This window comes from Collinsella sp. CLA-ER-H8 (assembly GCF_040092335.1).
In the GTDB taxonomy this organism is placed as follows: Bacteria; Actinomycetota; Coriobacteriia; order Coriobacteriales; family Coriobacteriaceae; genus Collinsella.
The window spans coordinates 1-12,945 of sequence record NZ_JBBNLU010000009.1; the positions used below are offsets into that span (position 1 = coordinate 1).

The window sequence follows — 12,945 nt, forward strand, 5'->3', positions numbered from 1 at the left end:
CCGATGCCCGTGCCCAGGCGGCAACGCGCGCGGCCGAGCTGCGCCACGAGCTCGATTACCACGCCTATCGCTACTACATGCTCGATGCGCCCGAGATCACGGACGCCGCCTTCGACAAAATGCTCGTTGAGCTGCAGGAAATCGAGGCGGCCTATCCCGACCTGGTGACGCCCGACAGCTATACCCAGCGCGTGGGCGGCTACGTGAGCGAGCAGTTTACGCCGGTAACGCACATGGCGCGCATGTATTCCATGGACGATGCCATGGACCTGGACGAGCTCGACGCGTGGCTCCAACGCACCGAGGATGCGCTCGGCGCCGGCAGCGTCACCTATACCTGCGAGCTTAAGATTGACGGCCTGGGCGTGGCCCTGACCTACCAAAACGGCACCTTCGTACGTGCGGCCACACGTGGCGATGGCACCACAGGCGAGGACGTGTCGCTCAACGTGCGCACCATCAAGGATGTGCCCATGCACCTGTCCGAGCCGGCGCTCGCCCACATGGGCGCCGACCGCGAGCGTACCATCGAGGTGCGCGGCGAGGTCTACATGCCTAAGGGCAGCTTTGTGCGCCTGAACGATGAGGCCGATGTCGAGGGCCGCGATCCCTTCGCCAACCCGCGCAACGCCGCCGCCGGCAGCCTGCGCCAAAAGGACCCCAAGGTCACGGCGCGCCGCGATCTTGCCACCTTTATCTATGCCATCGCCGATACCGATCCGCTGCACGTCCACAGCCAGCGCGAGTTCCTCGACTGGCTGCGCAACGCTGGCTTTAGCGTCAACCCTAACGTTGCCCGTTGCGCCACGCCCGCCGAGGTCCACGAGTTCTGTGCCCAGGCGCTCGAGCACCGCGGTGATCTGGATTATGACATCGACGGCGTAGTCGTAAAGGTTGACAGCTTCCAGCAGCAACTCGACCTGGGCTTTACCGCCCGCGCGCCGCGCTGGGCCATTGCCTTTAAGTTCCCGCCCGAGGAAAAGCAGACCGTCCTGCGCGAAATTCGCATCCAGGTGGGCCGCACCGGTGTGCTCACGCCGGTCGCCGAGTTCGACCCGGTGACGGTCGCCGGCTCCACCATCGCGCGCGCCACGCTGCACAACATCGACGAGATCCGCCGCAAAAACGTGCGCGAGGGCGACACCATCATCGTGCACAAGGCGGGCGACGTGATTCCCGAGGTCGTGGGCCCGGTGCTCGATAAGCGCCCGGCCGATTCGGTTGACTGGCACATGCCCGAGGTCTGCCCCGTGTGCGGCAGCCCCGTGGTCCACGAGGACGGCGAGGTCGCCTACCGCTGCGTCTCCATCGACTGCCCCGCGCAGCTCAAGGAGCGCCTGCTTCACTGGGTGAGCCGCGGCTGCATGGACGTCGACGGCCTGGGCGATGAGATCGTCGACAAGATGATCGCCGCCGGCCTGATCCACGACGTCGCGGACTTCTACCAGCTCACGGTCGACGATATCGCCGGCCTGGACACAGGGCGCACCTATGCCAGCTCCAACAGCAAAAAGGGCGTCAAGAAGGGCGATCCTATTCCGGTGGGCCTCAAGACGGCTGAGAAAATCATCGTCGAGCTCAACAAGTCCAAGAGCCAGCCGCTCGGTCGCGTGCTGTTTGCCCTGGGCATCCGTCACGTGGGCAAGAGCGTGGGCGAGGTCATCGCCGAACGATTCCTGTCGATTGACAAACTTATCTTGGCGAGCGAAGAGGACATCGCCGAGTGCGAGGGCATCGGTCCCAAGATTGCGGCGAGCGTCAAGCAGTTCCTGGCCGTGCCCGAGAATCTCGCCGTGCTGGAACGTCTGCGCCAAGCGGGCCTTTCGCTCGAGGTTGACTTGGGCGCCGCACACGCGCAAGCCGCAGCCGATGCCGGCGTGGCGGGCGAGCTCGCCGACGCACAGCCACTCGCGGGTCTGACCTTCGTGCTCACCGGCACACTCGTCAACCGCACGCGCGACGAGGCAGGCGCGGCGCTCAAGGTGCTCGGCGCCAAGGTTTCGGGCAGTGTGTCAAAGAAGACGAGCTATCTGGTCGCCGGCCCCAAAGCGGGCTCCAAGCTCACCAAGGCCGAGCAGCTGGGTGTGCCCGTGTTGGATGAGGACGCACTCGAGCAGATCTTAGCTACTGGTCAGGTGCCGGAGGCGTAATGGATATAGAGAATCGCAATTGCTCGCAGGCGGAAGGGCGCACGAAGCACGCCCAAGGGCAGGCAAAAGAGCACCTGATGGCGCGAATTCGCATTGCGGAACGTGAGCGCTTGGCAGGTGTGTCTCGCGATGCTTTTGAGGCGTTGACCGAGCTGGAGACGAGGCTCGGTCTAGCCTAGCGATACAGGCACCGTGGTCTGCGTCACGTAGGTTGTGGGATCGTCGCTGATGATGTCGTCGATGGGGGCGATTTCGCGTTGTCCCGCTACGCTGCCAACTTGTCAAAAGCCCCGCGCCGGTTGAGCACGGTAAACGCGACAACGCAAATGACCGCCGACAAAATCGATCCGCACGGCGACGCGATGCCCATGGGAAACAACGTATCGGAATAGGCATTCGACAGCAGCCACGCACCGGGCACGCGAATGAGCGCCACCGCCAGCACGTTGTGCGCAAAGCCGATGTAGCTCTTGCCATACGCAGCGAAAAAGCCGCTAAAGCAAATGTGGATGCCGGCAAAAATCGCGTCGAAAATATAGCTGCGCATATAGCCGGTACCCGCCGCGACCACTGCGGCGTCCTTGGCAAAAAAGCCGATAAACGCCGGCGCTACCAGCCACATCAGCACCGTGATCAGGCAGCCGTACACCACCGAGATGGTCATGGCGTCTTTGAGCACCTGACGAGCGCGATCGCCCTTGCCCGCGCCGGCATTTTGCGCCGTGAGTGCGCTGACGGTGGCGCCCATGGAACTCGGCACAATGAACAAAAAGCTGATCATCTTCTCGACCAGGCCCACGGCGGCGGCGTCGACGAGCCCTCGGTGGTTGGCGATGACGGTGATAAACATAAACGCCACCTGGATGCAGCCGTCCTGCACGGCCACAGGCACGCCGATCTTAAGAATACTGCCGAGCACCTCGGGCTGGGGGCGCAGGTCGCTGCGCTTAACGTGGATGTTCGTGCGGCGGCTCTTGAGCCACACGAGCGCGAGGGCAACGCTGGCCGTCTGGGCGGTCACTGTGCCGAGCGCCGCGCCCACGGGGCCGAGCCCCATGTGGCCGATAAACAGAAAATCGAGCGCGATGTTGATGATGCATGCCACGCCGATCACGTACATGGGCGAGCGCGAATCGCCCAGCCCGCGAAAGATGGCCGAGAGGATGTTGTATGCGGCGATAAACGGAATGCCCATAAAGCAAATACGCAGGTAGGCGGCGGTTCCTTCGACCGCCTCGGCCGGCGTGCCAATGAGCGCCACGATTTGCGGGCACAGTGCGAGCAGGACGGCGGCCAGTACCACCGAGACGCCCATAAACAGCGTAATGGTGTTGCCGATGGCGGTCTCGGCGCGATCGAAGCGGCGCGAGCCCACGGCGTGACCGATGATGACCGTCGTTCCCATGGCCAGGCCCACGAGCGTCACGGTAATGATATAGAGCGTCTGCGCGCCATTGCCCACGGCGGTGATGCCGGCAGCGCCGCTAAACTGCCCCATCATGTACAGGTCGGCCATGCCGTAGAGCATCTGTAAAAAGTACGAGAGCATATAAGGTAGGGCAAAGACCGCGATGGTCTTGAGGACATTGCCGCGTGTGAGGTCGTGTTCCATGGGCGGGGCTTTCTGGCTGGGTTTGTTTACGTACCAGTGTAGTGAAAACCCTATAACGATTGTAGAGTCAAGGTTTGTGATGACGCCGGAGCGAAAAAGTCTCGCGCACCATTATTCCGAGTGAATATGGACACACATCACGAGAACTCGCCGCCGGCGCTAACCTTGCAGAAAACGATTTCGGAATACTTGACACCATTATTCGGCGCGCAATAATACGTGCGTTTGCGAACAACGTTTGATGGGGGTTGAACCTGCGTGCGCAATCTCAAAATACTGTTTTCCTATCTAGGGGCATACCGTCGCGATGCCATCCTCGGCGTGTTCTTTGTGTCGGTCGAGACGGTGCTCGAGCTGTTTATCCCGGTCATCATGGCCAACATCATCGATGTGGGCGTGCCTGCGGGTGATATCAACTACATGCTGCTGCAGGGGTCGTACATGTTGGTGTGCGCTGCGCTTTCGCTGGTACTGGGCTTGGGTTATGCACACACGTCCGCCCGCGTTGCCTCGGGCCTAGGCGCTAACCTGCGCGAGGCTGAGTACAAAAAGATTCAGACGCTCGCTTTTGGTAACCTGGACAACTACGACGCCAGCTCACTCGTCACCCGCATGACCACGGACATCACCGTTATCCAAAATGCTGTGGGCAACGGCTTTCGCCCTATGGTGCGCGGCCCGGTGACGCTTATCGTCGGCCTTATCTACGCGCTGATGCTGTCGCGCCCGCTCGCCACCGTCTTTGCGATCATCTTGCCCGTGCTGGCAATCGTGCTGGGCGTCATCACCTATCGCGTGAGCCCGCTCTACCGCCAGCTCCAGACCTCGATGGACCACCTCAACGGCGTGGTGCAAGAGGACCTTACCGCCGTGCGCGCCGTGAAGGCTTACGTGCGCGCTGAGCACGAGTGCGACAAGTTCGACACCGTCAATACCGAGCTCGCCGGCACGGCGACCAAGACCTTTGGCAACGCTGTGCTCAACCTGCCGGTGTTTCAGCTGTCGATGTACGTGGCGGCGCTTTCCATTCTGTGGATTGGCGGCCGCATGATCATCGAAGGTCGCTTGGGCGTGGGCTCGCTCACGGGCTTTATGAGTTACGTGCTGCTGATCATGAACTCGCTCATGATGATTTCCAACGTGTTTTTGCTGCTCACACGCGCTCTCACGAGCGTGGGCCGTATCGCAGAGGTGCTCGATGAAGAGCCCTTTATCGCCAATCCTGCGGGGGACCTCGCGACTGCGGCGCCAACGGACGGCAGTATCGAGTTTCGCGACGTGTCGTTTAAATACCGCGCGGATGCTGCCGAGGATGTGCTCGAGCATATCGACCTTCGCATCGAGAGCGGCTCGACGGTGGGCATCCTCGGCGGCACGGGCTCGGGCAAGAGTTCGCTTGTGCAGCTGATTGCGCGCCTGTACGACGCCACTGAGGGCACCGTGCTTGTGGGCGGACACGACGTGTGCGACTACGACCTCGCGACCTTACGCGATGCCGTGGGCATTGTGCTGCAAAAGAATGTGCTGTTCACGGGCACCGTGCGCGAAAACCTGCAGTGGGGCAATCCGCAGGCGTCGGACGATGAGCTCCTCGCGGCTTGCCGCGCGGCGTGCGTGGACGAGTTCCTTGATCGCATCGGCGGGCTGGACGGCGAGTTGGGCCAAGGCGGCGCCGGTGTCTCGGGTGGCCAGAAGCAACGCCTGTGTATCGCGCGCACGCTGCTCAAGCATCCGCGCGTGCTCATTTTTGATGACTCCACCAGCGCGGTCGATATGGCGACCGACGCAAAGATTCGCGAGCACATCGCTCGGATTCCCGATGCGACCGTGCTCATCATCGCCCAGCGCATCGCGAGTGTCATGGATGCCGATCGCATTGTGGTGTTGGACGACGGCCGTGTCCACGGCGTGGGCACGCACGAGGAACTGCTGGCGAGCGACAACATCTACCAGGAGATTTACGCCTCGCAGATGGAGTTTGCGGGGAACGCGGACGCCGGCGACGGCTGCGACGATGGCTGCGCGAATGATCCGTTCTCCTCCGTCCCCAGCAGATCACCCTTGGAAGGGGGTGAGTGCCATGCCTAAGACCGCAGCCCAAGCACGCCCGGCCGACCTCAAGCGCGCTGTGCGCCGCTTGCTCTCCTACATGGGGCATGCCAAGTTCTCGTTGCTCGCGGTGGGCGTGCTCGCCTCCGTCGCCGCCATCGCGAGCCTCGTCGGCACCTACATGGTGCGTCCCATCGTTAACGGTTTGGCCACGGGCGGGGAGGAACTGCTTACCAAGCAGGTCATCCTGACGGCGATCATCTACGCCGCGGGCGTACTCTCGGCCCTGGGCTACTCTCAGATTATGGTGCGCGCGGCCCAACGCGTGGTGTCCGATATTCGCCGCGACCTGTTCGCGCACATCCAGACGCTGCCGCTCAGTTATTTTGACAGCACGCGCTCGGGCGACATCATGAGCTTTTTCACCAACGACGTCGACACTGTCTCCGAGGCGCTCAACAACAGCTTTGCCAACGTGATTCAGGCCGCCATTCAGGTTGTGGGCACCACGGCTATGCTCATCATCCTTAACTGGCAGCTCACGATTATCACACTCGTGTGCGATGCGGCCATTGTGCTGTATGCGCGCTACTCAGGCGCGCGCTCTAAGCGTTTCTTTGCTGCCCAGCAGGCATCGCTTGGCGACCTGGACGGATATATCGAAGAGATGGTCTCGGGTCAAAAGGTCATCAAGGTCTTTAACCGTGAGGCGGCGAATGTCGCCGGCTTTGCCTGCCGCAACGACGAGCTTCGCCGCACCGGCACCGCCGCCGTGAGCTATGCCAACTCCATGGTGCCCATGACTGTCGTGATTGGCTACGTCAACTATGCCATCGTCGCCGTGGCGGGCGGCATGCTCTGCATCAAGGGGCTCGCCGACGTAGGTGCGCTCGCGAGCTACCTGGTCTTTGTGCGCCAGGCCGCCATGCCCATCAACCAGTTTACGCAGCTCGGCAACTTCTTGCTCAACGCGTTGGCCGGTGCCGAGCGCCTGTTTGCCGCCATGGACCTTGAGCCCGAGGTGGACGAGGGCTGCGTGGAGCTGGTGCAGACGGGCGATGCCGCGTGGGCGTGGAAAATTCCCAAGGGCCAGGGCGTGGGCGTCTACGGGCACCTGCATGACGTGGCAGCCGTTGATGAGTCGGGCCGCGCGGTGGCCGCCGACGGCACCGAGCTCACGTGCGGCTTGGTCCCGCTTGCCGGCGACGTGCGCTTCCATGCCGTGGACTTTTCCTACGTGCCGGGCGCCCGCGTGCTTACGGACCTCAACCTGTTTGCCAAGCCGGGGCAAAAGATCGCCTTTGTGGGCTCCACAGGTGCCGGAAAGACGACCATCACCAACCTCATCAACCGCTTCTACGAGGTCGATGACGGCGAGATCACGTACGACGGCATCGACGTCAAGCACATTGCCAAGGCCAGCCTGCGCGGGTCGCTCGGCATTGTGCTGCAGGACACGCACCTGTTTAGCGGCACCATTGCGCAGAACATCCGCTTTGGCAAGCTCGACGCGACCGACGAGGAGGTACGCGCCGCTGCCGAGGCCGCCTGCGCCGACTCGTTTATCCGCCGTCTGCCGCGGGGCTACGACACACCAGTCACGGCCGACGGCGCCAACCTGTCGCAGGGCCAGCGTCAGCTGCTCGCCATCGCGCGCGTGGCCGTCGCCGACCCACCGGTGCTCATCCTGGACGAGGCCACTTCGAGCATCGACACGCGTACCGAAAAGCTCATCGAACGCGGTATGGACCGCATCATGCGCGGACGCACCACGTTTATGATCGCGCACCGCCTGTCCACCGTCCGCGATGCCGACGCCATCATGGTTCTCGAACACGGCCGCATCATCGAGCGCGGCACGCACGAAGAGCTGCTCGCTCATCACGGCGAGTACTGGCAGCTGGCACATGGTTTAAAAGAGTTGGATTAACCCGTTCGAGCACGATGCTTTGACCCCTCCGTGCCCCTCACCTCGCCTCAAACCATCACAACATTTGACGTTTTTTGCCAAAAACGGGAAAAGCATCGAATGTTGTGATGGTTTTTCTGCCACTCGACCGGGTGGAATCGCTTTCTTGCGCACGAAGGTGTGCGGACCCGTGGGCAGGGGAATAAGGTTGGTTATCCGACTCCATTGGAGGGCTCATGGACCTGCCGATCGTCCTGTCCCATAAGACTGCCTGGCTGTACCACAACGTGGCGCGCCCGTCCGAGCCGCTCTCGCGAGCAAGCAGCCTATACGATGAGGACTCGCTTGCTAACGAGGCGGAGCCGACCGCGAGCCTGCCCAAATTGGGACTCGATGCCAAAGGGCTGAGGGCTTCAACGGCAGTTGAGATTGTTGCCGACTATCTGGTTTCGCTCGGTATTCCACGAGAAGAGCTCGATCATGTCGACACGCTCGTCAACTTCGATTTTGAGCGCTCGACGCCGGCTGGATTTAGGTGCCACGTGTTTGGAGCGCCGGTACCTCCAGGCCATCTTATCGAGGTGGCAGAGGGCCTTCTGGTGATTGATGAGGCCATGTGCTTTGTCCAAGCGGGTTCGTGGATGAGCGAGCCCGAGCAGCTGGAATATGGGTATGAAATCTGCGCTCGATACCATTTGAATCATCTGTCGACAGGCGATTATATCGAGATGGGGCAGAGGTATACCGTTGCCGACTTGATTGCCTATTGCAATGAGAACCGATCTCGTCAGGGGGCTATACGCGCGGCCGCTGTGCTCAAGCGCGTGCACGATGGCGCGCGTTCGCCCATGGAGACGGCCACCGCAATCATGGTCGTAGCAAAACGTTCCCAGGGCGGGCTGGGATACGCCAAGATCGAGCTCAACCATCGGGTCGATGTTCCCAACGAGTTCAAATATCTCGCTAAGGCCGGGTATTTCGAGATCGACGTATATGCGCCCGCGAGCGGTACGGGGATTGAGTACAACGGCTCTGACCATCTTGATAAACAGCGCAGCGCGTCGGATGCGGAGCGTATGACCGTGCTGAGCGCACTGGGCTTTAGGATGATCGTCCTCACCGGGACTCAGTTTGCCCATCAGCTGCAATTGCACCGGGCGATGAATGCCATCGCGCTCGCTATGGGTCTCAAGTGCGACCGAAGCGAGGTGTTTCAGAAACGTCAGAACGACCTGCGAGAATTCGTGATTCGACACTGGGACGGCGGTCTTTAGGGGCGTCCGGCCCTTCTACGGGGTGCCGTGGGCAGGCAAACCATCACAACATTCGACGTTTTTTGCCAAAAACGGGAAAAGCATCGAATGTTGTGATGGTCTGTGCTGAAGATGGGCTTGGAAGTCCGTTTTGCTCGAAGTGACCCGTCCTGTCGTACGGGTGTCGGCACGATTCTCTCGTGGGGTATTATGTTTTCCGAAGAATAAAACGCCGCGTGAGGGGAGGGCTGCGTGGACGGACGCGTGCAACATGACGGCTTTGGCCGCGATATCAACTACCTGCGCATTGCCGTTACCGACAAGTGCAATTTCCGCTGCATTTACTGCATGCCGGCCGATGGCGTGGCGCCCCGTGCACACGATGAGCTGCTCAGTGCCGAGGAAATCGCCCGCTTTGTGCGCCTGGTAGCGGGGGAGGGCATTCGCCGCGTGCGCCTGACGGGCGGTGAGCCGCTGGTCAGCCGCCGTATCATTCCGCTCATTCGTGACATCCGCGCGATTCCGCAGATCGAGGACATTTCGCTCACCACCAACGGCGCCCTGCTGCCCAAGCTGGCACCGCAGCTCAAAGATGCCGGGCTTAACCGCGTCAACATCTCGCTCGACACACTCGACCCTACGCTCTTTGGAAAGATCACGCGCCTGGGTCGGCTCGAGCAGACCATGGCCGGCATCGACGCGGCGCTGGCTTGGGGCTTTGAGCCTGTTAAGGTCAACTGCGTTGTTGTGCGTCGGCTCAACCAGGATGTAGCAGCCCTCGCACGACTGACCATCGACCGCCCCATCCATCTGCGCTTTATCGAATACATGCCCATCGGCGACGAGCGCACGAGCTCGCATTGCACTGTGGACCCGCATGCGCCCGCGCTCAATCCCGAGCTGTGGGACGCGAGTGACACCGTTCCGAGCGACGAGCTGCGGGAGCGCATCAATGCCGGGGCCGCCGCGGCGAGACTGGGCGAGCTCGAGCCGCTCGACATCAACGACGCTCCTGCCGGCGCGGGCCCTGCGCGCTACTGGCACTTTCCGGGCGCGGCGGGAACGGTTGGCTTTATTAGCGCCATGTCCAACCATTTTTGTGCGAATTGCAACCGTCTGCGCCTGACGGCCGATGGCAACGTGCGTCCGTGCCTGTTCAGCGATGCCGAGTATTCGGTGCGCGACGCCCTGCGCCGTGGTGATGATATGCAGGTACTTTCGATTTGGCGCGATGCCGTGGCCCACAAACCGCAGGAACACGCGATAATTGAGGGCACGCAACGATTTATGTCCCAAATCGGAGGATGATCATATGGCTAAGAGCAGGTACGCCGATGCCACCAAGACCGCTCGCAGGGCCGCGATGTCTGCCCATAAAGCCACGGCTGCGGCGAATGCTGGCAGCGCCGACACGTCCGTGCAGCCTTCTGCCAGCGCTGCCGCCGAGCCCGCCCGCGACGCCCGTCGCGACGAGCTGACGCATGTGGACGCCAAGGGCGAGGTACGCATGGTCGACGTGTCCGACAAGGCCGAGACCCATCGCATCGCCATCGCCGAGGGCACCATCCTCATGCACCCCGAGACGCAGGCCATGGTACTGCAGGACCGCGCCAAAAAGGGCGACGTGCTTGCCTGCGCGCGTGTGGCGGGCATCATGGCCATCAAGCGCACGAGCGACATCATTCCCATGTGCCATCCGTTGCTCATTACCAAGAGCAAGTGCGACATTGCGCCCATCGCTCCGGCGGGGACGCCTGTCGAGGACGTGCCCGAGGGCTGGGCGCCGGCGCGCGAGGACGGGCAGGTTGGCTTTCACGTACTGGTTACGGCCGGCGTGACGGGCAAGACGGGTATCGAGATGGAGGCCCTGACCGGCGCGAGTGCCGCGTGCCTAACGATTTATGACATGTGCAAGGCCGTCGATCGCGGCATGGAGATCGTCGACGTGCGCCTGCTGCACAAGGAGGGCGGCCGCTCGGGTGTGTGGGATCGTGCAGAGCGTCAGGCCACTGCCGTTGAGTCCGTGGCCGCTAACGGTGCCGCGCCCGCGAGCGCACCCGTCGCCGTCACGCCCGCAGCTCCCACTCTGGCCGTCCCCGCGATCGCGTTTATCGGCTACCAGAACTCGGGCAAGACCACGCTCGTCGAGAAGGTTATCGCCGAGCTCACCCGCCGCGGCCTGCGCGTGGGTTCGCTCAAGCATCATGGGCATCACGGCTTTGATATCGACGTGCCCGCTAAGGACACCTGGCGCCATCACCAGGCCGGCTCCAAACACGTGGGCCTCATCTGCGCCACGCGCTGGGCGGAGTACGCCGACACGCGCGAGGAGGACGAGATGCCCGCGCGCGAGCTGCTGTCGCGCTACAACGATGTCGACGTGGTGATCATCGAGGGTTACAAGACCGAGGGCTTCGACAACATCGTGGTCGCGCGCTCCGGTGTCGACCGTCTGCGCGGCAAGAGCTCGCTCGACCTGGTCGACGGTCACACGCTGGCCCTTGCCTGCAACGAGGCCCTGGCACGCCAGGCCTTCGACGCCGGTTTTGCGACCCGAGCCATCAACATCAACGACGCCCGAGCCATCTGCGACCTCATCCAAGACCACCTTTAAGGGCCGGCTCGCTGCGCTGTCATAACCTGCCAAATAGGGACAGGTTTATTTTGGCAGGTTTTATCTGGGCAAACGTCATTTCCACCACAAAGGGGCCAGGCGCCTTTGTGGTGGTTTTTTGCTTTGCAGTAAAAACCATCACAACATTCGATGAAAATCGCGATTTCGCCGAATAACGTCGAATGTTGTGATGGTTTGCGCCCCGGGCCAGGCCACCCTTCGGGTCCGGCCACCACAAAGGGGGCAGGCACCTTTGTGACGATCGGGTCCCAACGGCCCGTGCCTTGGTATACCATGTACACCATTTCCGACCACACCCCAAATCGCCGCACAACCCAGAAAGGCCCCCATGGACACCACCTTCAGCCACATCAAAGCCGTGTTCTGCGATATCGACGGCACGCTGCTCACGAGCCAGCACACGGTGTCCCCGCGCACCGTGGCGGCGATCCGCGCCCTGCGCGAGCGCGGCGTGCTCTTTGGCCTGTGCACCGGGCGCGACGCCCACGCGACCGAGGCCATGTACGAGCTCTGGGGCATCGAAGGCCTGGTAGACGTGATGGTGGGCTGCGGTGGCGCCGAGGTCATCGACCGTGCACACGGCATCAACGAGCTGAGCTATCCGCTGCCGGGCGAGACCATCGCGCGCATCTGCAAGCACATGGCGGACCTTCCGGCAACGCCCGTCTGCCCCCGAGACGGCGTGTTCTACGTGCCCGAGAGCAACGCGTGCGTCGAGCACCTGTCGCGTGTCGACGGCGTGCCCTACCAGGTGGTCGATTTTGCCGAGTTCTTGCGCGAGCCGCAGCCCAAGGTGATGTTTACCATGGCGCCCGAGGTGATGCCGCGGGTGATTGAGCGGGCGTCGACGTTTGCCGACAACACTGTTAAGGCGGCGGCTCTACAAACCACGCAGCGGCTCTACGAGTTCATGGATCCGCGCGTGTCCAAGACGCGCGGCCTTGTGCGCGTGGCGGAGCTCAACGACATGGAGCTCCAGAACATCTGCGTGTTTGGCGATGCGGACAACGACACCTACATGGTGGCCGACGCCGGCGTGGGCGTGGCCATGGCAAACGGCAGCGACGCCACCCGTGCCGCCGCCGACTTTGTGACCGCGAGCAACGACAAAGACGGCATCGCGATCTTTATCGAGGAACATCTGCTGTAGCGCCGGGGGAGAGTCACCGCAAAGGGAACAGACGCCTTGCGGTGTCCTCAGGCGATTTGGGCGAATTGATGCCTAAAATCTGCGCGAAAATTCAGATATGGTTGTCTGAACATTACGCTTCTAACTACCGATGAAATAAAGATATTCCCATCAATTTGGTAGTCTATTCCTCCCGGTTAATGACCTA

Annotated in this window: 10 protein-coding genes; 9 read left to right on the forward strand and 1 reads right to left on the reverse strand. The window is 62.1% G+C overall.

Annotation, left to right across the window (positions count from 1 at the left end):
• Both ligA and AAAX72_RS06850 read left to right on the forward strand, forming a co-directional pair.
• Positions 1–2,150, forward strand: a 2,150-nt coding sequence (gene ligA, locus AAAX72_RS06845; RefSeq protein WP_349129697.1) for an NAD-dependent DNA ligase LigA, incomplete at its 5' end; no start/stop codon positions are given.
• The gene (locus tag AAAX72_RS06850) at positions 2,150–2,329 is read left to right on the forward strand and encodes a hypothetical protein (RefSeq protein WP_349129698.1); all 180 of its coding nucleotides are present in this window, start codon (positions 2,150–2,152) and stop codon (positions 2,327–2,329) included. The genes ligA and AAAX72_RS06850, both read left to right, overlap by 1 nt.
• Before the next feature lie 86 nt (positions 2,330–2,415).
• Here the strand turns inward: AAAX72_RS06850 and AAAX72_RS06855 are convergent, their stop codons facing one another.
• A complete protein-coding gene (locus AAAX72_RS06855) occupies positions 2,416–3,762 on the reverse strand; it encodes an MATE family efflux transporter (protein WP_349129699.1) in 1,347 nt (448 codons plus the stop codon).
• 258 nt (positions 3,763–4,020) lie between these two features.
• On the opposite strand from AAAX72_RS06855, the gene AAAX72_RS06860 reads away from it, so the two are divergent.
• The 7 genes from AAAX72_RS06860 (at position 4,021) to AAAX72_RS06890 (ending at position 12,758) form a co-directional block, all read left to right on the forward strand.
• Positions 4,021–5,850 carry an ABC transporter ATP-binding protein gene (locus tag AAAX72_RS06860; protein WP_349129701.1) on the forward strand — a complete coding sequence of 610 codons (1,830 nt, stop codon included), beginning with the start codon at positions 4,021–4,023 and terminating at the stop codon, positions 5,848–5,850.
• Entirely contained in the window at positions 5,843–7,741 is a 1,899-nt protein-coding gene (locus tag AAAX72_RS06865; protein ID WP_349129702.1) for an ABC transporter ATP-binding protein, read from the forward strand. Before AAAX72_RS06860 ends, AAAX72_RS06865 begins: the two co-directional genes overlap by 8 nt.
• A 215-nt stretch (positions 7,742–7,956) precedes the next feature.
• Positions 7,957–8,994, forward strand: coding sequence for a hypothetical protein (locus AAAX72_RS06870; protein WP_349129703.1), 1,038 nt, complete (start codon positions 7,957–7,959; stop codon positions 8,992–8,994).
• 231 nt (positions 8,995–9,225) lie between these two features.
• Entirely contained in the window at positions 9,226–10,281 is a 1,056-nt protein-coding gene (gene moaA, locus AAAX72_RS06875) for a GTP 3',8-cyclase MoaA (protein ID WP_349129704.1), read from the forward strand.
• Positions 10,282–10,285: 4 nt separating this feature from the next.
• Positions 10,286–11,587, forward strand: coding sequence for a molybdopterin-guanine dinucleotide biosynthesis protein B (gene mobB, locus AAAX72_RS06880; protein WP_349129705.1), 1,302 nt, complete (start codon positions 10,286–10,288; stop codon positions 11,585–11,587).
• A gap of 50 nt (positions 11,588–11,637) precedes the next feature.
• Positions 11,638–11,763 (forward strand): hypothetical protein, encoded by a 126-nt coding sequence (locus AAAX72_RS06885; RefSeq protein WP_349129706.1) that lies wholly within the window; start codon positions 11,638–11,640, stop codon positions 11,761–11,763.
• A gap of 173 nt (positions 11,764–11,936) precedes the next feature.
• On the forward strand, positions 11,937–12,758 hold the full coding sequence (locus AAAX72_RS06890; RefSeq protein ID WP_349129707.1) for an HAD family hydrolase: 822 nt from the start codon (positions 11,937–11,939) through the stop codon (positions 12,756–12,758).
• Positions 12,759–12,945: the final 187 nt, after the last annotated feature.